This window comes from Mangrovibacter yixingensis (genome assembly GCF_020523985.1).
GTDB classification, from domain to species: domain Bacteria; phylum Pseudomonadota; class Gammaproteobacteria; order Enterobacterales; family Enterobacteriaceae; genus Mangrovibacter; species Mangrovibacter yixingensis.
Genome location: NZ_JAIVKM010000002.1, coordinates 24,760 through 46,477, shown reverse-complemented (window position 1 = coordinate 46,477; position 21,718 = coordinate 24,760). Strand labels below are relative to the sequence as shown.

At 53.9% G+C, this 21,718-nt stretch carries 28 protein-coding genes and 1 pseudogene; 25 read left to right on the top strand and 4 right to left on the bottom strand.

The window, feature by feature from the left end; translation table 11 throughout:
- Positions 1-109 precede the first annotated feature (109 nt).
- The 24 genes from LC084_RS10830 (at position 110) to LC084_RS10715 (ending at position 18,656) form a co-directional block, all read left to right on the top strand.
- A complete protein-coding gene (locus tag LC084_RS10830; RefSeq protein WP_226571256.1) occupies positions 110-604 on the top strand; it encodes a phage terminase small subunit P27 family in 495 nt (164 codons plus the stop codon).
- A complete protein-coding gene (locus LC084_RS10825; RefSeq protein ID WP_226571255.1) occupies positions 601-2,334 on the top strand; it encodes a terminase large subunit in 1,734 nt (577 codons plus the stop codon). The genes LC084_RS10830 and LC084_RS10825 overlap by 4 nt, the downstream gene beginning before the upstream one ends.
- A 12-nt stretch (positions 2,335-2,346) precedes the next feature.
- Complete coding sequence (locus LC084_RS10820) at positions 2,347-2,529, top strand: hypothetical protein (RefSeq protein WP_110028250.1); 183 nt, start codon at positions 2,347-2,349, stop codon at positions 2,527-2,529.
- Positions 2,529-3,755: a phage portal protein gene (locus LC084_RS10815; RefSeq protein WP_226571254.1), complete on the top strand. Its 1,227-nt coding sequence runs from the start codon at positions 2,529-2,531 to the stop codon at positions 3,753-3,755. The genes LC084_RS10820 and LC084_RS10815 overlap by 1 nt, the downstream gene beginning before the upstream one ends.
- Complete coding sequence (locus LC084_RS10810) at positions 3,745-4,395, top strand: HK97 family phage prohead protease (RefSeq protein WP_226571253.1); 651 nt, start codon at positions 3,745-3,747, stop codon at positions 4,393-4,395. The genes LC084_RS10815 and LC084_RS10810 overlap by 11 nt, the downstream gene beginning before the upstream one ends.
- Positions 4,396-4,407: 12 nt before the next feature.
- The gene (locus tag LC084_RS10805; protein WP_226571252.1) at positions 4,408-5,616 is read left to right on the top strand and encodes a phage major capsid protein; all 1,209 of its coding nucleotides are present in this window, start codon (positions 4,408-4,410) and stop codon (positions 5,614-5,616) included.
- Between the two features lie 42 nt (positions 5,617-5,658).
- A complete protein-coding gene (locus LC084_RS10800) occupies positions 5,659-5,988 on the top strand; it encodes a head-tail connector protein (RefSeq protein WP_226571251.1) in 330 nt (109 codons plus the stop codon).
- On the top strand, positions 5,985-6,374 hold the full coding sequence (locus tag LC084_RS10795; RefSeq protein ID WP_226571250.1) for a phage head closure protein: 390 nt from the start codon (positions 5,985-5,987) through the stop codon (positions 6,372-6,374). The genes LC084_RS10800 and LC084_RS10795 overlap by 4 nt, the downstream gene beginning before the upstream one ends.
- Complete coding sequence (locus tag LC084_RS10790; RefSeq protein WP_226571249.1) at positions 6,367-6,873, top strand: hypothetical protein; 507 nt, start codon at positions 6,367-6,369, stop codon at positions 6,871-6,873. Before LC084_RS10795 ends, LC084_RS10790 begins: the two co-directional genes overlap by 8 nt.
- Entirely contained in the window at positions 6,873-7,433 is a 561-nt protein-coding gene (locus tag LC084_RS10785; protein ID WP_226571248.1) for a phage tail terminator protein, read from the top strand. The genes LC084_RS10790 and LC084_RS10785 overlap by 1 nt, the downstream gene beginning before the upstream one ends.
- 3 nt (positions 7,434-7,436) lie before the next feature.
- The gene (locus LC084_RS10780) at positions 7,437-7,625 is read left to right on the top strand and encodes a DUF2635 domain-containing protein (RefSeq protein ID WP_226571247.1); all 189 of its coding nucleotides are present in this window, start codon (positions 7,437-7,439) and stop codon (positions 7,623-7,625) included.
- Complete coding sequence (locus LC084_RS10775; protein WP_226571246.1) at positions 7,622-9,118, top strand: phage tail sheath subtilisin-like domain-containing protein; 1,497 nt, start codon at positions 7,622-7,624, stop codon at positions 9,116-9,118. The genes LC084_RS10780 and LC084_RS10775 overlap by 4 nt, the downstream gene beginning before the upstream one ends.
- Complete coding sequence (locus tag LC084_RS10770; RefSeq protein WP_110028288.1) at positions 9,118-9,474, top strand: phage tail tube protein; 357 nt, start codon at positions 9,118-9,120, stop codon at positions 9,472-9,474. The genes LC084_RS10775 and LC084_RS10770 overlap by 1 nt, the downstream gene beginning before the upstream one ends.
- The gene (locus tag LC084_RS10765) at positions 9,471-9,794 is read left to right on the top strand and encodes a phage tail assembly protein (RefSeq protein WP_226571245.1); all 324 of its coding nucleotides are present in this window, start codon (positions 9,471-9,473) and stop codon (positions 9,792-9,794) included. Before LC084_RS10770 ends, LC084_RS10765 begins: the two co-directional genes overlap by 4 nt.
- Positions 9,795-9,878: 84 nt before the next feature.
- Entirely contained in the window at positions 9,879-11,753 is a 1,875-nt protein-coding gene (locus LC084_RS10760) for a phage tail tape measure protein (RefSeq protein ID WP_226571244.1), read from the top strand.
- Positions 11,754-11,836: 83 nt separating this feature from the next.
- The gene (locus LC084_RS10755) at positions 11,837-12,376 is read left to right on the top strand and encodes a hypothetical protein (protein WP_226571243.1); all 540 of its coding nucleotides are present in this window, start codon (positions 11,837-11,839) and stop codon (positions 12,374-12,376) included.
- A gap of 167 nt (positions 12,377-12,543) precedes the next feature.
- Positions 12,544-13,866: a DNA circularization protein gene (locus LC084_RS10750; RefSeq protein ID WP_226571242.1), complete on the top strand. Its 1,323-nt coding sequence runs from the start codon at positions 12,544-12,546 to the stop codon at positions 13,864-13,866.
- Positions 13,863-14,933, top strand: coding sequence for a phage baseplate assembly protein (locus tag LC084_RS10745; protein WP_226571241.1), 1,071 nt, complete (start codon positions 13,863-13,865; stop codon positions 14,931-14,933). The genes LC084_RS10750 and LC084_RS10745 overlap by 4 nt, the downstream gene beginning before the upstream one ends.
- Positions 14,933-15,490, top strand: a complete 558-nt coding sequence (locus tag LC084_RS10740) for a phage baseplate assembly protein V (protein ID WP_226571240.1) — start codon at positions 14,933-14,935, stop codon at positions 15,488-15,490. Before LC084_RS10745 ends, LC084_RS10740 begins: the two co-directional genes overlap by 1 nt.
- A complete protein-coding gene (locus LC084_RS10735) occupies positions 15,487-15,900 on the top strand; it encodes a phage GP46 family protein (RefSeq protein WP_226571239.1) in 414 nt (137 codons plus the stop codon). The genes LC084_RS10740 and LC084_RS10735 overlap by 4 nt, the downstream gene beginning before the upstream one ends.
- Entirely contained in the window at positions 15,893-16,960 is a 1,068-nt protein-coding gene (locus LC084_RS10730; RefSeq protein ID WP_226571238.1) for a baseplate J/gp47 family protein, read from the top strand. The genes LC084_RS10735 and LC084_RS10730 overlap by 8 nt, the downstream gene beginning before the upstream one ends.
- Entirely contained in the window at positions 16,951-17,532 is a 582-nt protein-coding gene (locus LC084_RS10725; protein WP_110026509.1) for a YmfQ family protein, read from the top strand. Before LC084_RS10730 ends, LC084_RS10725 begins: the two co-directional genes overlap by 10 nt.
- A gap of 2 nt (positions 17,533-17,534) precedes the next feature.
- Entirely contained in the window at positions 17,535-18,167 is a 633-nt protein-coding gene (locus LC084_RS10720) for a gp53-like domain-containing protein (RefSeq protein WP_226571237.1), read from the top strand.
- A 12-nt stretch (positions 18,168-18,179) separates the two neighbouring features.
- Positions 18,180-18,656, top strand: a complete 477-nt coding sequence (locus tag LC084_RS10715; protein ID WP_226571236.1) for a tail fiber assembly protein — start codon at positions 18,180-18,182, stop codon at positions 18,654-18,656.
- Here LC084_RS10715 and LC084_RS10710 read toward each other — a convergent pair.
- On the bottom strand, positions 18,653-19,255 hold the full coding sequence (locus LC084_RS10710) for a tail fiber assembly protein (RefSeq protein ID WP_226571235.1): 603 nt from the start codon (positions 19,253-19,255) through the stop codon (positions 18,653-18,655). The genes LC084_RS10715 and LC084_RS10710 overlap by 4 nt on opposite strands.
- Positions 19,255-19,776 (bottom strand): phage tail protein, encoded by a 522-nt coding sequence (locus tag LC084_RS10705; RefSeq protein WP_226571234.1) that lies wholly within the window; start codon positions 19,774-19,776, stop codon positions 19,255-19,257. Before LC084_RS10705 ends, LC084_RS10710 begins: the two co-directional genes overlap by 1 nt.
- A gap of 29 nt (positions 19,777-19,805) precedes the next feature.
- On the opposite strand from LC084_RS10705, the gene LC084_RS10700 reads away from it, so the two are divergent.
- On the top strand, positions 19,806-20,372 hold the full coding sequence (locus tag LC084_RS10700; RefSeq protein WP_226571233.1) for a recombinase family protein: 567 nt from the start codon (positions 19,806-19,808) through the stop codon (positions 20,370-20,372).
- Here the strand turns inward: LC084_RS10700 and LC084_RS10695 are convergent.
- Positions 20,338-20,496, bottom strand: a pseudogene (locus LC084_RS10695) (transposase domain-containing protein); the annotation flags it as partial. The gene LC084_RS10700 and the pseudogene LC084_RS10695 overlap by 35 nt on opposite strands.
- Positions 20,497-20,674: 178 nt before the next feature.
- Positions 20,675-21,697 carry a hypothetical protein gene (locus LC084_RS10690; RefSeq protein ID WP_226571232.1) on the bottom strand — a complete coding sequence of 341 codons (1,023 nt, stop codon included), beginning with the start codon at positions 21,695-21,697 and terminating at the stop codon, positions 20,675-20,677.
- Positions 21,698-21,718: the final 21 nt, after the last annotated feature.

Sequence of the window (21,718 nt, the reverse complement as noted above, 5' to 3'; positions counted from 1 at the left end):
TCACAGGGGAGGGGCGGGTCAAATCTCTGTCACCTGTCACCTTCCGGACTGCCCGCCCCCCTGAATTTTTATACCCGCGAAAAATGAAATTTAACCAGGAGTGCCGCATATGGCTGGAACGGAGGGGCGTTCCGGGCGCCGCCCCAAGCCAACGGCGCGCAAGGAGCTGGCCGGAAACCCCGGCAAACGAGCCCTGAATAAAGAGGAACCGACATTCACACCCATCAGGGGTGTGGCACCGCCTGAATGGTTTATCGAAGATGATCTGAAACTGGCCGCCATTATGTGGGAGCTGACGACCAAAGAGTTATGTGGTCAGGGGCTGCTGTGTGTCACCGACCTGGCTGTACTGGAACGGTGGTGCGTGGCCTACGAGTTCTGGCGGCGCTCAGTGCGCAACATTGCCAGCCAGGGCAATACGATAACCGGCGCAATGGGTGGGCTGATTAAGAACCCGGAACTGACGGCGAAAAAAGAGCAGGAATCCGAAATGAGTTCCACCGGCTCCATGCTGGGACTGGACCCGAGCAGCCGCCAGCGCCTGGTGGGGCTGGCCGGGCAGAAGAAAACCACTAACCCCTTTCTTAAGATGATCACCCCATGACCCGTAAATCATACCCGAACGTGAATGCCGCGAATCAGTACGCCCGCGATATCGTTCGTGGAAAGAAACCGGCATGCCAGTATGTGATTCAGGCCTGCCAGCGCCATATTGATGATCTGGCGGCGGAGAAAGGGAAGAAGTTTCGTTACCGCTTTGACAAAGACCTGGCCGAGCGGGCGGCGCGTTTTATCCAGCTGTTGCCCCATACCAAAGGCGAGTGGGCTTACAAACGGATGCCGATAACGCTGGAGCCCTGGCAGTTGTTTATTGTCTGCAGCGCATTTGGCTGGGTGCAGAAGGGTACCAAACTACGCCGGTTCCGCGAGGTTTATACCGAGATCCCGAGGAAAAACGGCAAGTCGGCTATTTCTGCTGGTGTGGCCCTGTTTTGTTTCACCTGTGACGATGAGTTTGGCGCGGAAGTGTATTCCGGTGCCACAACGGAAAAACAGGCCTGGGAAGTGTTTCGCCCGGCCCGGCTGATGTGTAAACGTACTCCGCTGCTGGTGGAGGCGTTTGGCATTGAAGTGAATGCCTCAAACCTGAACCGGCCCGGCGATGGCGCCCGTTTTGAACCCCTGATTGGTAACCCGGGTGACGGTGCTTCACCGCACTGTGCCATTGTGGATGAATACCACGAACACCCCACTGACTCGCTGTACACCACCATGCTCACCGGGATGGGGGCGCGGCGCCAGCCCCTGATGTGGGCCATCACAACCGCCGGGTACAACATTGAAGGCCCCTGTTACGACAAGCGGCGCGAAGTCATTGAAATGCTCAGTGGGGCGGTACCGAACGATGAACTGCTTGGTGTGATTTACACCGTTGATGAAGGTGACGACTGGACTTCCCCGGCGGTACTGGAAAAAGCCAACCCGAATATGGGGGTGTCGGTCTACCGTGACTTTCTGCTGAGCCAGCAACAGCGGGCCATCAATAATGCCCGTCTGGCCGGTGTGTTTAAAACCAAACACCTGAATATCTGGGTGGCGGCCCGTGCGGCGTATTTTAACCAGGTGAGCTGGCAGCGTTGCGAGGATAAAAGCCTGACGCTGGAAAGTTTTGAAGGGCAACCCTGTATTCTGGGGTTCGACCTGGCGCGCAAGCTGGATATGAACAGTATGGCCAGGCTGTTCACCCGGGAGATTGACGGTAAAACCCATTATTACAGTGTGGCGCCACGGTTCTGGGTGCCGTATGACACGGTGTACAGCACTGAACGCAGTGAAGACCGGCGCACGGCTGAACGTTTCCAGAAATGGGTGGAAATGGGATTGCTGACGGTCACGGATGGGGCTGAGGTGGATTACCGCTATATTCTGGAAGAAGCCAAAGCCGCCAACAAACTCAACCCGGTTTCAGAGTCGCCCATTGACCCGTTCGGGGCAACCGGCCTGTCTCATGACCTGGCAGATGAAGACCTGTCGCCCATTACCATCATTCAGAACTACACCAATATGTCCGACCCGACGAAGGAGCTGGAGGCCGCCATTGAGTCCGGGCGTTTTCACCATGACGGCAACCCCATCATGTCCTGGTGTATCAGCAATGTGGTCGGCAAGTTTCTGCCAGGCAATGACGATGTGGTGAAACCCGTCAAAGAGCAGAACGAAAACAAGATTGACGGCGCCGTGGCAATGATCATGACCATCGGCCGGGCGATGTTGTACGAAAAAGAAGAAACCCTGTCTGACCGTATCGAGTCCTACGGCATCCGTTCACTTTAACCTGAGGCATTTATGATCCTGATGATACTCACGCCATTAATCGGCGTGCTGGGGGCCCTGTTGCTGTCATATGGCGCATGGCTGATTTATCCCCCGGCAGGCTTCATCACCGGTGGTCTGTTGTGCCTGCTCTGGTCCTGCCTGACAGCGCGCTTTTTATCCACCACCAGTACCGGCCCGGCGGGAGGTGAATAATGTTTTTCCCCGGCCTGTTCCGGAAAGGGGATGCCCCGGTGACCACGCCTGCCGCACTGGCCGAGGATGTGGGGTATTCCTGGGACACCTATACCGGGAAACGGGTAAGCAGCCAGAAAGCCATGCGGCTGACTGCCGTGTTTGGCTGTATCCGTGTCCTGTCCGAATCCATTGGTATGTTGCCCTGCAGCCTGTACCGCTCAGTGGGGAAGGGCAAAGAAAAGGCGACCAGTGAGCGCCTGTATAAGCTGCTGTCACTGAAACCTAATGACTACATGACCCCCCAGGAGTTTTGGGAGCTGGTGGTGTTATGTCTGTGCCTGCGTGGCAATTTCTACGCCTACAAGGTGAAAGCCCTTGGCGAAGTGGTGGAACTGCTCCCCCTCGACCCGGGTTCAGTCACCCCCAAACTGAATAACCAGTGGCAGCCGGTTTACCGGGTAACCTTTCCCGATGGCTCCACGGATGTGCTGGGGCAGGAAGATATCTGGCATGTGCGGATCCTGACACTGGACGGGCTGGTGGGGCTTAACCCGATAGCCTACGCCCGCGAGGCCATTTCACTCGGTCTGGCGACCGAAGAGCATGGCGCCCGGTTATTTGGGAATGGTGCGGTCACGTCCGGCGTATTACGTACTGAGCAGCAGCTGAGTGATATCGCCTATAACCGGCTTAAAGCGGATTTTGAAGCGAAGCACCAGGGGCTGGCCAATGCCCATAAACCGATGATCCTCGAAATGGGGCTCGACTGGAAATCCATGGCGCTCAGTGCCGAGGACAGCCAGTTTCTGGAAACCCGTAAATTTCAGCTTGAAGAAATCTGCCGCCTGTTTCGTGTCCCCATGCATATGGTGCAGAACACGGACCGGGCCACCTTCAACAACATTGAGGAACTGGGGATGGGCTTTATCAACTATTCCCTGGTGCCTTACCTCACCCGTATCGAGCAGCGCATCAATATTGGCCTGGTGCGCGACAGCAAGCAGGGCACGTATTACGCCAAGTTTAACGTGGGCGCTCTGTTGCGGGGTGACATGAAATCGCGCTTTGAAGCCTATGCCACGGCGATTAACTGGGGCATGTACTCCCCGAATGACTGCCTTGAACTGGAGGATCGCAACCCGCGACCGGGTGGTGATGTGTACCTGACGCCCATGAACATGACCACAAAACCCTCTGATGGCAGCAAGAAAAAACAGGAAGAAGGTGATCACCATGCTGACTAAACAACGCCTGGATGTGCCGCTGAAACTGAAATCTGTCAGCGATGCCGGGGAATTTGAAGGCTATGGTTCCGTTTTCGGGGTGAAAGACAGCTTCGATGACATTGTGGTACCCGGCGCATTCAGCAATTCGCTTGCGGGCTGGAAAAGCAAAAACGCACTGCCCTCGATGCTGTGGCAGCACCAGATGTCCGAGCCGATTGGCATTTATACCGAGATGCGTGAGGACGATGTCGGGCTCTACGTCAAAGGACGGTTACTGATTGACGATGATCCCCTGGCGCGTCGGGCGCATGCACACATGAAGGCCGGTTCGTTAACCGGCCTTTCTATTGGTTATGTCCTGAAAGACTGGGAGTACGACCGGACCAAAGAAGCCTTTCTCCTCAAGGATGTTGACCTGTGGGAAGTCAGTCCGGTGACTTTCCCGTCCAATGATGAAGCCCGGGTGAGTGGCGTAAAGAGCGCTTTTGCCCGTGGTGAACTGCCGGATCAGAAAACTGTCGAGCGGGTCCTGCGCGATGTTGGACTCTCCCGCACCCAGGCCAAAGCATTCATGGCCGGGGGCTATGGCGAACTGTCCCGGCGTGACGCCGGTGGCCTGAACGCCGCACTGGATGCACTTAAAAACATCACCTTTTAATCAGGAGTGAATATGGCTGTTGAAATTAAAGACGTTGAGCAGGTCGCGCAGGAGCTGCAGGCGAAGTTCAATGACTTCCGCGAGAAAAACGACAAACGCCTTGAGGCGGTTGAGCAGGAAAAATCGGCGCTGGCCGGGCAGGTGGATACCCTGAACGGGAAACTGACCGAACTAGATTCCCTGAAATCTGCACTGGAAGACGAACTGAAACAACTGAAACGCCCTGGCGGCGCCACGCAGACCAAAGAGGCCGGTGAGCATAAAGCGGCCTTTATGGATTTTGTCCGCAAAGGCCGTGATGACGGGCTGCGCGACCTGGAGCGTAAAACCCTGCAGGTGGGCAACGATGAAGACGGTGGTTATGCCGTACCGGAAGATCTGGACCGCAGCATTCTTACCCTGCTGAAAGATGAAGTGGTGATGCGCCAGGAAGCCACGACCATTACGGTCGGTGGGGCCAGTTACAAAAAACTGGTTAACCTGGGCGGAACGGCTTCTGGCTGGGTAGGAGAAACGGATGCCCGTCCGGCAACGGACGCATCGAAACTGGGGCAGATTGAACCCTTTATGGGCGAAATCTACGGCAACCCTCAGGCCACCCAGACCATGCTGGATGATGCGTTCTTTAACGTGGAAGACTGGATCAACAGTGAGCTGGCGACCGAGTTTGCCGAGAAAGAAGAAATTGCCTTCACCAGTGGTGACGGGACCAAAAAGCCCAAGGGCTTTCTGGCTTATGCCTCTTCTCTGGATCCGGATAAAACCCGCGCCTTCGGTACCCTGCAACATATTCTGTCCGGGGCGGCTGCCGGGGTAACAGCGGATGCCATCGTGAAACTGATTTATACCCTGCGTAAGGTTCACCGCAACGGGGCTAAGTTCATGATGAACAACAACAGCCTGTTTGCCGTGCGCATCCTCAAAGACAGTGAAGGCAACTATCTGTGGCGCCCCGGTCTGGAGCTGAACCAGCCGTCCTCCCTGGCCGGTTACGCCGTTGCCGAGAATGAGCAGATGCCGGACATTGCGGCTGATGCCAAAGCGATTGCATTCGGGAACTTCAAACGCGGCTACACCATTGTTGACCGTATCGGGACACGTATTCTGCGCGACCCCTACACCAACAAGCCTTTTGTCGGGTTCTACACCACCAAACGCACCGGCGGCATGCTGACGGATTCGCAGTCCATCAAACTGCTGCAGATTGGTGTTGCAGAGTAATTTCCATCAAACCGGGAGCGCAGGCTCCCGGTGGAGTGACCGATGAGCATTCTTTCTCTGCCTGTTATCAGGCAGCAACTCCGGCTGGAAGAAACGTATACCGATGAAGACGCGCTTCTGACACTGATCGGGGCAGCTGCTGAGGCCAGAACGGCGACATTTCTTAACCGTAATCTTTATGCGGCAGAAGCGGATATCCCGGAAGGTGGAGACGAAACCGCGCTGGTGGTACCGGACGATCTGCGTCTTGCGATGCTGATGCTGGTCACCCATTTTTATGAACACCGCTCCACGGTTTCTGATTTTGAACAGAGTGAAACGCCCATGGCGTATCAGTGGATTGCCGGACCCTACAGGTTTATTCCGCAATGAAAAACCGCCAGTCACAAACCAGTATTGATTACCAGTTGCCTGAGCCCGGCGAACTTAACCGCCGGGTTCTGCTACGCCAGCGTACCGATATCCCGGCGGATGATTATGGCAACACGCCGGAATACCAGAACAGCCAGTATGCCTGGGCAAAAGTACGGCAGGTCAGTGCCACCGTGCTGCATGAATCCGCCCAGACTGACAGTGCCATTACCCACTATTTCACCGTGCGCTACCGGGCCGGGCTGACCTCTGATTACGAGGTGGTTTACAGCGGGAGGGTGTACGCCATTCGCCGCTGCCGCGATTTAAATATGGCCCGGCGTTACCTGCTCCTGGAGTGTGAAGATCTGGGCGCAGAAACGCCGGGAGACACTATGTATGGCTAAACCGGTGTTCCATGTCGATTTTCAGCAACCGCAAGAACTGGTGTTCAACCGGGCAAGGTTGCGCCGGGCATTTATCCGTATTGGTCAGGTCCACATGCGTGATGCCCGGCGGCTGGTCATGAAGCGGGCTGTTTCAACTCCCGGGCAAAACCCCGGGTATCAGACCGGGCGGCTGGCCCGCTCCATTGGCTATTACGTGCCACGGGCATCAAAGCGCCGTGCCGGGCTGATGGTCCGGATCGCGCCGAACCAGAAGAAAGGGGAAGGGAACCGGCTGATTGAAGGCGATTTTTACCCGGCCTTTCTGTTCTACGGTGTTCGCCGTGGTGCGAAGCGGCAAAAACGCCACCACCGTGGGGCTTCCGGTGGCAGTGGCTGGCGCATTGCTCCCCGCAATAACTTTATGGTCCAGGTGCTGGAAAACCGGCAGCCATGGACGCGTTATTTACTCAGCCGTGAGCTGAAAAAATCACTCAGGCCAGAAAGGAAAAAACGGTAATGAAACTGTCGGTGATTATTGGCGCCATTCGGGGGCGTTGCCCGGTGTTTGGTGGGTATGTGGCGGGTGCCGCTGAATTTAAAGGCCTGCCGGAAACCGGGAAAATGCGCCTGCCGGCAGCCTATGTTGTCCCACTGGAAGATGCCGCACTGGAGCAGAAAAGCCAGACAGACTACTGGCAGGTTATCCGGGAAGGGTTCTCGGTCATTGTGGTGCTGGATAACTCCCGTGACCAGCGCGGCCAGGCGGCTTCTTATGATGCAGTTGAAGAGGTCAAGCTTGCCCTGTGGAAGGCCCTGCTGGGTATGCGCCCGGATGAAGGCAGTGACATTGTTATTTATGCCGGTGGGCAGCTACTGGATATGGACCGGGGCAGGCTTTATTACCAGTTTGATTTTACCTGCGACCGGGAAATCACCGAAGACATGACCCGCCAGCAGGAAGAACTGGACGCACTGGATACTTTCACCGGGATGGACATCAATACTGACTACATCGACCCGGGTGACGGGCCGGACGGCAACATCGAACATCACACACAAATTAACCTCAGCGAGTAATTCATGAAACTGAAACCTGTAAACGGGCGGTCGGTTCCCGACCCGGCCCGTGGCGACCTTTTGCCTGAAACCGGGCGAAACGTCGAAAAAAGCAGTTACTGGATCCGGCGCCTGGCGGCCGGAGATGTGGAAGAGGTTGTGGCGGTGACAAAAGCTGCCACAGCAACCGACAAACAAGGTGGTGAAGCATGACCGTCAGTTTTAATTCGGTGCCATCGGATCTCCGTGTGCCGCTGTTTTATGCCGAAATGGATAACAGCCAGGCCAACACGGAAACCGACAGCGGGGCATCACTGATTATCGCCATGGCGAACACGGGCAGCAGTATCACGCGTAATAAGCTGGTGATCATGCCGTCTGCCGGGCTGGCCGGGAAACAGGCCGGGCGCGGAAGCCAGCTGGCACGGATGGTGAGCAAATACCGTAATGTCGATCCCTATGGAGAATTATGGGTGATTGCGGTGGATGCGCCGGAAGGGGACGCCGCCACCGGGACCCTCACCCTGACCGGTGCGGCTCAGGCCTCTGGCACACTGAGTCTGTATATCGGTACCGAACGGGTGCAGTCAGCCGTTGCCACCGGTGACACGGTGAGTGAGATGGCTTCTGCTCTGGCGGATGCCATCAATGCTGACCTGGATTTACCCGTGACAGCTGCGGCGGGGGCAGGGGTGATAACCCTGACAGCCCGGCATGCCGGGCTGTGTGGCAATGAGATTCCTGTGGTGATGAATTACTACGATACCGTGGGTGGGGAAGACTTACCGGACGGTGTGACGGTCGCCATTGTGGCGATGTCAGGGGGGACCGGCGCACCAGAACTCGATGCCGCAGTGGCGGCGATGGGCGATGAAGCGTTTGATTTTATCGGCCTGCCATTCAGTGATTCCGCCTCGGTTGAAACCCTGGCACTGGAAATGAACGACGATTCCGGTCGCTGGAGTTACGCCCGGCAGTTATACGGGCATGTTTATACCGCCAAAGCTGGCACCCTGTCTGACCTGGTGACATTTGGTGACACCCAGAACAAACAGCATGTTTCAGTGGCCGGGTATGAGCCGGAAACCCAGACGGCGGTGGATGAACTGGTGGCGCTGCGCACGGCCCGTAATGCGGTGTTTATCCGTAATGATCCGGCCCGCCCCACGCAGACCGGTGTGCTGACCGGCGCACTCCCGGCAAAAGCCGGTTCACGTTTCATCATGACAGAGCGCCAGTCGCTGCTGAAACGCGGTATTGCCACAGCGTATACGTCCGGCGGAGAGCTGTGTATTGAGCGCGATATCACCACGTACCAGACCAACAAGTACGGGGTGGCGGATAACAGCTATCTGGACAGTGAAACCCTGCACACCAGCGCTTACGTGTTACGCCAGCTGAAAAGCATCATCACCAGCAAGTACCCGCGCCACAAACTGGCTGATGACGGTACCCGGTTCGGTGCCGGTCAGGCCATCGTCACCCCGGCGGTCATTAAAGGGGAGTTGTGCACGGTGTACCGCACCATGGAGCGTAACGGGATCGTCGAGAATTACGACCTGTTTAAAGCCCACCTGATTGTTGAACGCAACACGGATAACCCGAACCGGGTGGATGTGCTGTTCCCGCCGGATTATGTCAACCAGTTGCGGACGTTTGCTGTGCTGAACCAGTTCCGCCTGCAGTACAACGAGGAGAGTGAATAATGTCCCGTATTGCCGGTACCTGTTATTTCAAAGTTGACGGGCTTCAGTTGTCGCTGACCGGCGGCATTGAAGTGCCGATGAACACCACGCTGAATGATGATGTGATTGGCCTGGATGGCTCGGTTGACCGGAAGGAAACCCACCGGGCACCGTATGTCAAAGGCACCTTCAAGGTGCCAAAAGACTTCCCTGTCAGCAAAATCACCTCATCAGATTCGATGACCATTACCGCCGAACTGGCTAACGGTATGGTCTACGTCCTGTCAAATTCCTGGCTGCATGGTGAAGCGAACCACAATCCCGAAGAAGGGACAGTGGATGCTGAATTCCACGGTACCGAAGGAGACTACCAGTGAAAGAAATCGTACTGACCCGGGCCATTATGGCTGCCGGGGAAAAACTCAGCGTGCTGGAGCTGCGTGAGCCCACCTACGATGAAGTGGAGCAAATGGGTATCCCGTTCAGTTATACCGAAAGTGGTGAAATGAAGCTGGATACGCGCTCTGCCCTGAAATACATCCCGGTTCTGGCGGGGATCCCACGTTCATCGGCCAGCCAGATGGTGCTTAAAGATGTGTTTATGGTGTCGATGAGTATCGTCGGTTTTTTTACGGGGTCGGAGAGCAGCGCCACCTCAGAAAGCGACTCTACAACACCGCCCACTTCTGGCGCATAAACCCTCTGGAACTGAAATCTGTGGCAGTCAGCCGGTTTCTGGAAATGGAAGCCGAAGCGGTACGCATCAGTGAGGAAATAAATCATGGCTGACAGTTTTGAGTTGAAGGCCATCATCACCGCAGTGGACCAGATGTCCGGTCCACTGAAAGGGATGAGCAAAAACCTCAAAGGGTTTCAGAAAGAAGCCAAAAGCATCATGATCAATGCGGCTGCCATGGGCGCCGCGCTGGTCACAGCATTTGCGGTCCCGATCAATAAGGCCATTGCGTTTGAATCGACCATGGCCGATGTCCGTAAGGTTGTGAACTTTGATACCCCGCAGCAGTTTAAAGAGATGAGTGATGACATTCTGACCCTGTCCACTCAGCTTCCCATGGCTGCCGAAGGGATAGGCCAGATTGTGGCGGCAGGCGGGCAGGCAGGTATTGCCCGGCAGGATCTAAAACAGTTCGCCTCAGATGCAGTAAAAATGGGCGTGGCCTTTGACCAGACAGCGGAAGAGTCAGGCCAGATGATGGCGACCTGGCGTACCGCGTTTAAAATGTCCCAAAGTGAAGTGGTGACGCTGGCTGACAAGATTAACTTCCTGGGCAATACCGGCCCGGCCAACGCCCGTAAAATTTCTGATGTTGTGACGCGAATTGGCGCAATTGGTAAAACGGCGGGGCTGAACAGTGGGCAGGTTGCCGCGATGGGGGCCACCATCACGGGCATGGGGGTGGAATCAGAAATTGCCGCCACCGGCATCAAGAATTTCACCAAAACGCTGACAGCCGGGAAGGCGCTGAGTAAATCTCAGGCTGGTGCCCTTAAGCAACTGGGGTTTGATGGTGTCAAACTGTCTCAGGACATGCAGAAAGATGCCGCCGGTACCGTGCTTAAAGTGCTCGAGACTATCAGTAAGGTGGACAAAGCCCGTCAGTCTGCCGCGCTGTTTACCCTGTTCGGCTCTGAATCTTCTGCTGCCATTTTCCCCATGCTCACTAATCTGGAGTTGCTGAAAACCAATTTCCGGCGTGTGGCAGACGCCCAGCAATATGCCGGGTCCATGCAGAAAGAATACGATTCACGGGCCGCCACCACGGCGAACGCGTTGCAACTGATGCGAAACCAGTTCGATGCGGCCAGTATCACTATCGGTGAAATCTTCCTCCCGGACATCGTGAAGCTGACAAAGAAAATTCAGCCGATGCTCGAGCAGTTCCGCCAGTTTGTAAAAGAGAACCCGGAACTGATCCGCAAAACCCTGAAGTTTGGTTTAACGCTGGTGGGCATTGCGTCTTCCGTTGGTGTGGCGACAAAGGCCTTCAAAACCTTTGATGCCATTATGAAGATGTCCACCATGGGTAAAATGGTGTCCCTGCTGGTGATTGGTGCCGGGCTGATTGTCAGTAACTGGGATAAAGTCGGGCCGGTGGTGAAAGATGTCTGGAATAACATCAATGACGTGGTTCAACTCCTTGGTGGGTGGGAGCCGGTACTGATGGGGATCTCCACCCTTGTTGCCGGTGCCTGGCTGACATCGATGCTGAAAGGGCTGTCCGGTGCCAATGGTGCTGCGGGTGGGCTGGCTAAAAACCTGCGCGGCATAGCCAGCATGGGCACCATTACGGTGACCATCAGTGTTCTGTTTGAACTGATGAAAAAGCTGGATTCCATGCACCAGGAAGCGGCGAAAAATAATATGGATATTGGCACGTATATGGCCGAACAGGTGCAGAAATCCGAGAGTGACCGGGGGTATAAAGGCTTTATTCCCCGGCTGAAAGAATTGCTGAATGTTGACGGCAGCCAGAATTCATCAGTACCGCTGGCAAGCCCAAGGCCACAACAGAGTGAACTGAAAGTGTCTTTTGATAATGCGCCACCGGGCATGCGGGTAACGCCTGGGACTGGTGCGGCTAACCCATGGAATGTCAGCTACGATGTGGGGTACAACCGTTATTCAGGGCGATAGTTTAGTGTCGCTACATAATAATTTTTAAGAATATTCCTAGCATTGCTGTAGGATTTATACATACATCAATAAAGGGAAAAAAAATGAAACAAATCATAGCGGGAAGTGTTGTTATTGGTGCTTCAGTGATCTTCGCATCTCTGGTTTACTCGGGAAATGTGACGTTTAAGGATGAGCATGTTATTCAACTGGACGGGGGAGCCGTTAAGCTGGGTGATGTGCGTGAAGAGCATAAAGTTGTCAGCGTCAAACTCCAGTTTGACGATAAGAGTATGGATAATGAACTGCTCACGATGGCTAATATGGATGAGTACAAAGATGCCCTTAAAAAGAAGCTACAGCTGGCAGCTGATGCTATCAATGTTGGGGTCAAGGATGATGAAAAGAAAGCGACACCAGAGTCAATATCTCTCAAGGTCCCTGCTAAATTGGAAGTCACTACAGCTGTTCACTACACGAGCCAGTATCAACCCAGTTTCACACTGACTCTGGGATCAGAAACAGTTCCTCTGGCATCCGGTGATAATTTATACAATGCCGTGACGAAGGTCACTGATGATTACATTAAGTCTCAGAAAGAGGTTATTAATCAATCTCTCTATATCACAAATAAAGAAAATTGATTATCAGTTAGCTTTGTCTGGCCTTCGCTAAATATCTCTTCTGATAAGCCTGAATACTGTGGCCTGATTTTGACTGACTTTGCACATGAGTGGGCAGATGTAAGCCACTCAAATATTCGTTTTTATATAAACCCGCTTCGGCGGGTTTTTTTATACCCGGAGAAACCATGAGCTGGACAGATAATCTCCAGGATGCCTCACTACGTGGTGTTCCGTTTAAAGTGGACGAGGATGAAGCCTCCTTTGGGCGACGGACACAGACACATGAATATCCTGGCCGGGATAAGCCCTGGGTGGAGGATTTAGGCCGGGCTACGCGCCGCTTCAGTGTTCAGGCTTATCTGGTTGGTGACGATTACTTTGAGCAGCGTAACCGCCTGATTGAAGCCATCGAGAAACCGGGCTCCTGCACACTGGTCCACCCGTATTATGGTGAAATGACAGTGACTGTTTCTGATGAGGCTCGTGTCAGCCATACCCGGGAAGAAGGGCGTATGTGCCGCGTCAGTTTCAGCTTTATCGAAGCGGGGGAGTTGTCATTTCCTTCAGCCGGTATTGCGACCGGAACCAAACTGGCCGACTCCTGCTCCTTACTGGATGACTGTATTTCGTCGGCATTCTCATCATTTGGTCTGGACGGGCTGTCTGATTTTCTTCAGAGCGGCGTTCTGGACGATGCTTCTGCCATGATGGACACCGTCACCGATGCGTTTAAGTACGTGGATTCCGGTATCAGTGCGGCATCCCGTTTGTTGCAGGGTGACCTGTCGGTGTTGCTGATGCCGCCTTCCAGTGGCATGAACTTTGTCAACCAGTTGCAGACGCTGTGGCGGGCCGGTACCCGTCTTAGTGGAAACACGTCTGATCTTATCTCCATGGTCAAAGGCCTGTCAGGTGTCACGCTGGATAGCGGTCTGGCACCGCGAGGTGTCTGGAAAACGGACAGCACCACAACGCAGACCCGCACCACCCAGAGCAATACGGTGGCGCAGGCCATACGCACAACGGCACTGAGTGAAGCGGCTTATACCGTTGTCAGTCTGCCAAAAAGCACCACCACCACCGTGACAACCGGGCAGACTGCTCAGGTCAGCCACCCGGCGGTAACGGATATTTTGCCTGATACCGATGCCGGTAGCGTGGGCGTCACCACATCTGTCAGTACCGATGAAACCCCGTCATGGGATGATTTAACCGCCGTCCGGGAAGTGCTGAATACCGCAATTGACCAGGAGCTGACACGGGTGACGGATGACACACTGTTTCTTGCCCTGCGCCAGATCCGCACGGATGTGAATAACGACATCAGCGCCAGGCTGGAACAGTCGACCCGTCTGACTGAACGCACTCCGGTGCAGGTCCTTCCTGCACTGGTTCTGGCTGCCGACTGGTATGACGATGCCGGGCGGGAAGGTGACATAACTGCCCGTAACGGCGTCATTCACCCCGGCTTTGTGCCGGTGAAAACCCTGAGGATCCCGGCAGTATGAACAATACAGTTATTCTGCGGGTAAACGGGCGGGAGTGGGGCGGCTGGGAGTCGGTCAGAATATCAGCCGGTATCGAACGTATTGCCCGTGATTTTAATGTTCAGATAACCCGGCAGTGGCCCGGTGATGAAGAGCAGGCAAAGAAACGGGCGCGGATCCGCAATGGTGACAGGGTTGAAGTGCTGATTGGTGACGACCTGGTGATTACCGGCTGGGTGGAGGCCACGCCTGTTCGTTATGACGCGCACAGCATCACCATGGGTATTGTCGGTCGCAGCAAAACGGCTGACCTCATTGACTGTTCTGCCACCCCCTCGCAATACAGTGGCCGCTCAATGGTTCAGATAGCCAGCGCCCTGGCGAAGCCATTTGGTATCAGTGTGGTGGATGCCGGGGGCGTCACCGGCGCACTGCAGGGTATTCAGGCAGACCAGGGCGATACGGTGATGGATGTCCTGAACAAGATGCTGGGGTTGCAGCAGGCGCTGGCCTATGACAATGCCAGCGGTAACCTGGTGATTGGCAGCCCGGGTGCGGTTAAAGCCACCACCGCCCTGGTCTTTGGCGAAAACATTCTGAGCTGTGACACCGAGCAGAGTATTAAGGATCGTTTTTCTGTCTACGAGGTGGCGGGTAAACGCGCCGGTAACGACAGCGATTTTGGCGAAGCAACCACAACGGCAATCCGCGGGAAAACCGTGGATAACGGCATAGCCCGTTACCGCCCGCTGATTATCCGCCAGACCGGCAATGCCACATCCGCCAGTTGCGGTTCACGCAGTGAGTTTGAAATGCGCCAGCGTGCTGCCAGAACGGATGAAGTGACTTATACGGTACAGGGCTGGCGTCAGGGGGATGGCACCCTGTGGCAGCCTAATATGCAGGTGATTGTCTTCGACCCGGTGGTGGGTTTTGACAACCGGGAAATGGTTATCGCAGAAGTCACCTGGCAGGTGGATGAGGGGGGAACGGTCAGTGAAATTCGTGTCGGCCCGCCTGACGCTTATCTGCCGGAACCCCCCAAACCCCGCAAGAAGAAGGCCAGCAGTACACAGGAGTACTTCTGATGGCAAATCTGTTTCATTCCCTGCACCAGGCAATCAGTAATCTGCTCGAGCGAGCCGTGATCCGCACCACGACCACCACGGCAAAGTGCCAGGTTCTGCAGATATCCATGCCGGGCGGTGAGGGGAAAAGTGATATTGAACACCTGGAGCCTTACGGCTTTACCTCAGCACCCAAAGCAGGGGCAGAAGCTGTGGCGGCGTACTTTGACGGCGACCGCTCACATGGTGTGGTGCTGGTGGCCAGTGACCGCCGGTACCGCATAAAAGGCCTGGCTGCCGGAGAAGTGGCGATTTATGACGACATTGGTCAGTCTGTCACGCTGAGCCGTTCAGGAATAGTGATTAACGGTGCGGGGAATCCGGTAACGGTCACCAATGCCCCGAAAGCCCGGTTTGAGATGGATATTGAAGCCACCGGGAATATTACGGACAGGTGTGACAGCACGGGCAAAACAATGGCCGCCATGCGACGGGTATTTGACTCGCACACGCATGATGAAAACGGCGATGGCGGCGGAACAACGGATGAACCGAACCAGAAAATGGAGGACGCATGATCCTGGTTGTGAACGGGGCAGAGCAGAAAGTCTCTGATCCAATGGATGCGTTAACCCGGGCGGTGGTGATCTCCCTGTTCACCTGGCGGCATGCCGAAACCGATGACAGCCCGGAAGAGCCGAATGGCTGGTGGGGCGACACTTACCCAACACAGCAGAATGACCGTATCGGCTCCCGCCTGTATCTCCTTAAGCGCCAGAAACTCACCAATAAAACACCACTCAAAGCCCGGGAGTATGTAACCCAGGCACTGGCGTGGCTGACATCCGATGGTGTGGCCGCCCGGGTGGACGTTACCGCCGAACGTACCGGCCTCAGTACGCTTTACCTGGCTGTCATGATTTACCGGAATGACGGCACCACACAGGAAATCCGGTTTAATGACCTATGGAGTGAACTGAATGGCTGACAGCGGTTTTACCCGCCCGACACTCCCCCAGTTAATTACCGCCATCCGCAGCGATATTCTTACCCGGCTTTCCGCCGACACCACACTTGCCGCACTTCGCCGCACTGATGCCGAGGTGTATGCGCGGGTGCAGGCCGCGGCGGTGCATACGGTGTATGGCTATATCGATTATCTTGCCCGGAATTTATTACCGGACCTGGCGGATGAAGACTGGCTGTTACGTCACGGGAATATGAAACGGTGCCCCCGCAAAGATGCCACTGCGGCAGCCGGTTATGTGCGCTGGGAGGGTGCTGCATCGGGTATCACGATTGACTCCGGGGTCACCATACAGCGCGATGATCTGGTGTCGTTCACCACCACAGCTGCGGCCACCACGTCAGAAGGCGTTTTACGGGTGCCGGTGACCTGTGATGATACCGGAACAACAGGCAATACCGATGATGGTATCGCCATGCGGCTGACTTCTCCGGTTGAAGGGCTCACCTCTGCCGGTGTGGCTGACACGGTGGAAGGGGGAACCAATACAGAAGACCTGGAAACCTGGCGCGGGCGGATCATTGAGCGCTGGTATTACACACCCCAAAGCGGTGCGGATCAGGATTACATCACCTGGGCTAAAGAGGTTTCCGGTATCACCCGGGCATGGACTTACCGCCACTGGAGTGGTGTGGGAACGGTCGGCGTGATGGTGGCGAACAGCGACCTGATTAACCCGATACCGGATGATGCTGTGGTGGAGGCCGCACAGGCTTACATTGAACCTCTGGCCCCGGTTGCCGGTTCTGATGTGTATGTGTTTGCCCCGGCAGCCCATACCGTTGATTTTCACATCCGCCTGAACCCGGACACCGAAGAAGTGCGCTATGCCGTGATGGCAGAAGTCAGAGCCATGATGCTGCGTGATGGTGTGCCGGAAGGCGTGCTGAAACCGTCACGTATCAGCGAGGCCATTTCCATCGCCACCGGGGAATACAGTCATGAACTGGTCAGCCCTGCAGCAGATACCGACATCGCCAAAGGTGAAATTGGGGTGGTGGGGGACTTTACATGGACCTGACAGCACAGTACCGGCAGATGCTGGGCGTTTTGCTCCCGCGTGGCCCGGCATGGGATCCGGATGATTTATTGCTGACCGGCCTGGCACCGTCACTGTCCCGGGTACACACCCGGGGTAATGACCTGATGGATGAAATCGACCCGCGTACGGTGACGGAACTTATCGACCGCTACGAGACGATTTCTGGCCTGCCGGACAGCTGCACTCCTGATGGTACCCAGACACTTTCAGAACGGCGCCAGCGGCTGGATGCGAAACTGAACCTGGCCGGAGGCATTAACGAGGCCTTTTACCAGGCACAGCTTGAAGCGCTGGGTTATCCGGATGCCACGATAACCCGGTACCAGAAAAGCCAGTTCACCTGTAACTCACTCTGTACTGATTCTCTTTTTTCTAACGAGTGGCGCTATTACTGGCAGGTCAATATCCCTGAGTCAGCGCAAATCACGGCAATGACCTGTGTGGATACCTGCACGTCTTCCTTACGCGCCTGGGGTGACACGGTAGCTGAATGTGTTATCAGCAAACTGGCACCGTCTCACACGTACGTCATTTTCCGCTACACGGAGTAACCATGCATCGTATTGATACATCAACAGCCCAGGCCGACAAGTTCGGCGAGGGCAAGAACGGCTTTACCGGCGGTAACCCGCAAACGGGTGAACTGCCCACGGCACTGGACGCTGATTATTTTGATTCTGTCCAGGAGGAAATTTGCGGTGTTATTGAGGCGGCGGGTATTGCCCTTGATAAAACACAACGCAACCAGTTACTGACAGCGCTGCCATTGCTGTTTTTAAGCCGGGCGAATCCGTTTGCTGACATCAAAGCTGATGGTGCTGCAGCGATTGCCACCGCTCTCGCAAACCTTGGTTTGGGAGATATCGCCCTTGCGGGGGTGTGCACCGGAGTTCTGGATGATGCAGGACACATCGACATACCCATGGTGATTAATGGCGAAAAGAAAAAACTCATCATCCAGTGGGGCAGCACATCAACAACAACATCCGGAGCAACCGTCACGCTCCCGACAACCTTTCCAACTAAATATTGCGCAGGGGTTGGCTGTGAGGCCGGGTCTTATTCATCCATAAAAGTGGTTGCTGTTATTCCATTATCACTGAGCACTATAGGTGTTTATGGGCGTGCGGCCGGGACATCGACACTGGCTAACACCACGGTTAAATGGATTGTGATTGGTTACTGACAGGAGGGGATTATGCAATTTTCAGTTCAAACGCAGGCTTTTTACGGAGCAGGGTTAAACTTTGGTGACGCCCTGCCATCTGATGCAGTGAGTATTACCGAAGATCAGACTAACAAATTCTATAAAGCCGTTAACAGCGGGTGCTATATCTACCTGACTGATGGCGTACTGACAGCCTCGGAAGCCCGACCCGACAATTACCATTCGTGGGACAGTGATAATAACACCTGGGTGCTGACTGATGTTGCAGCAGAACAGCAAAAGCAGGACCAAATTGCGGCGGCAGAGAATGAAAAAGAAAACCGGGTAAACGCCGCGCTACAGGATATCAGTGTGCTACAGCTTAAGCTGCAGGCCGGACGCACACTAACCAGTGATGAAATAACTAGGCTCAATATAGTGCTGGATTACATTGATGCGGTAACCGCTATTGATACCAGCACTGCCCCAGATATTACCTGGCCGACAGAGCCAGGTTCATCCAGTTAACTTGAAGACTCAGGGGCGTCAGGCCAGGTAATATCTGGGGCAGTTGAAGTGTCTACACCGTTCACTGTGTCGATATAATCCAGCATGGCGTTCAGTTTCGTAGTTTCTGTGTCAGTCAGCGTTCTGCCCGCCTGCAGTTTGAGCTGGATAACGTTGATGGAAGCCATTGCCGTGTCAATGAGCTGCTGTCGGGTTTGTTCTGCTGCAGACACCTCTGCTGCGTGTTGCTTATCGGTGTCCGTAACCCAGGAGGAGCCATCCCAGTTATCATATTCAGAGAGTGGCGAGATACTCGTAAAACCATCTTTAATCGCGCCGATATAATCAATTACTGACTCAGCCCGACTTGTCGTTGACCAGACTGTTTGACCACGATGATCTTCTTTTTGCTCCCACTTTGTGCCGGTGAACACTGACACATAGCCAGCATCCAGTGCGCCTGGCGCAATGTCAGTTGAATGTGCAGGGAGGCCAACGCCAATTAACAGGTACTCGTCGCTTGAACCAGTGAATTCGCCGGTTTGTTCGGAGAAGTTATAAACGGTGATATTCCCTGCCACGGTAGTGATTTTGGTTTTATCCAATACTGCTGACGTCATTATGCAGCCCTCACGATGTAGTTAAACGCAATATTTCGTGGCCTGTTTTCACTCGCTGTTGGCACCATTTTCGATGCATCCATCACAAGCCGCGTAACCCGCCGATTAGCATTTGTAGCCCCAGCAGTAACCCAATAAACAGTGGTGTCCTGAATGATAGAGCTTGAAAATGCAGTACCTGAATCCACACCAGCTGAAGCACCACAATAGATATCATCCATGCCACCTTTAATGTTACGAATGGCATCCCCTTGTTCACTCAGTAGAGTTCTTGCTGAATCAATCCCCTTACCATCATCCCAACCACGAATAAACTCTCCCCGCAGGTCTGGCAGTACAAGGCTGGGATAAACCAGTGCCAACTTCGGATAATTTGCAGCAGTGAACGTAGCACCGTTGCATTTCAGCCAGCCTGTTGGTGCTGTGGATGTTGGCCACGGAACAGGTATACCAACAGGTAATGCCGACCCCTCTCCCAAACCAAGGTTTAAGAGAATGACCGTTCGTCCGCTATTTGGCATTCTTTCGGCTTTTGCCGGGAGAAATACTTGTGCTGATAGGCTATGTGAGGGTGTCAACAAATGACCAGAACACGGCATTACAACGAAATGCACTCGAGTGTGCAGGATGTGAGCTAATTTTTGAGGATAAAATCAGCGGAAAGACATCAGACCGCCCTGGGTTAAAAAAGCTTCTCAGGATGCTTTCAGACGGCGACACGCTGGTGGTGTGGAAGCTCGACAGGTTAGGGCGCAGCATGCGTCACCTGGTTGTACTGATTGAGGATCTGCGGCAGCGTGGTGTTAACTTTCGCAGTCTGACAGACAGCATTGATACCAGCACACCCATGGGGCGATTTTTCTTCCATGTGATGGGTGCCCTGGCGGAAATGGAGCGTGAGCTTATTGTCGAACGCACCCGGGCTGGTTTGGCTGCTGCCAGAGAGGAGGGAAGAGTTGGTGGTAGGCGGCCGAAGCTCTCACCGGAACAATGGGATCAGGTGGGGCGGCTTATTGCTGCCGGGGAGTCGCGGAAAACCGTAGCACTGATTTTTGATGTCGGTGTATCAACACTGTACAAGAAATTTCCAGCGGCAGGCGGCGTTGGCGCAGGGTGAAGGTGCCGGATTCTTCAAGGCAGCGGGAAATAAGCTTCTGATCCAGATAGTCGTCCAGAGAAGTCAGAGGGTTACGAAGACAATCATAACGGGATACCAGATCGAGAGCTTGTCCAATATGCATAAAAAAAATCCGGAAACGGGTGAGCAATTCCGGATTTTTACACAGCCACTGGATCGGTCAACTGATACTTAACTGATCGGCATTAGCCTAACAGGCTGGTTTTCTTTGGGAGTTTAGTCGGCTCAAGAGGGTTTGAACCTACGACACCCCATGACAGAAGATTATATATCTAAAAAGATTAGTCTGTAGCAACCGTGTTAAACTGACCTAAAGAGATGGTACCTTTCTCGATAACTTCCAAGTATCTAATTTTTATGGTTGTATTGTTCGACAAAGCATCAGTAATGGCAGTTAATTCATCTTGAGTTATCACATCAGCAGAAGCTTTTATAGTGAAACTATCCGCATTCGAAACTCGTACGACGTTAATATTGATATCTTGGTTTGTTGGTCCTGTTCTTGTTACGCCTTTAACAAAGAACGTATCTGTTTTCTCCAGGCGGTCCCTATCAATAGCCTGTCGGCCATTATATGTGTTTAGCTCTTCGCGGGAGAGTTTCTCATTACCGAGAGTTACTGATTCAACGGTAGGATCTGCGGCGAGTTGCTTAACTAATGCACTTTTCCCTGCCTGCCCATGGTGGATAACTTCTTCACTGGTGGCTGATTTGCCGTTAATTTTGTAATCTAAAGTGGCTCTGATTGCTTTATTAATACCATCAGAAGTTGTTTGTGCGATTTCTACTTGTCGGTCGGTTGCATGCCTTTCACTCTCGGCATTTTCAGAAATGTAGTGATATCCGCAAGTGCTGGCTGCGCCAACAATCGCGATTACAACCAACATTTTTTGCCAACCCGTCATACCGTTCATAGAATCCCGTAGAAAACTAGTCACTGCGTTGATGATCTTATCAGTAACACCTTCAGCGTCACTGGAACCTTCGCTAATGTTAAAAACAATATCAAGTCTTTGCTTATCTTCATTCGTTAATCGTTGAAGATTTTGAGCGCCATATCTTATGGTAGCGAAAGCGCGCTGAATTTCCTCGTTAAGCATCGACATCCCAAACAGCATGGCTGAAGTGATGGAGGAATGGTACCGCTCACCTTTAACATTGATATCAAGAACAGGCCAGCCTTCAAATTTTACATGTGGAAAGAGAAATTCCTCTGTTTCCAAGCCCTCGCAATTTTTAATGGCTTCCAAAAAATTTAAAAAATCTTCTTCACTACGAATCAAAAAGTCCGCAGTAGCGTCCATATGCATACCTTTACCATGTTT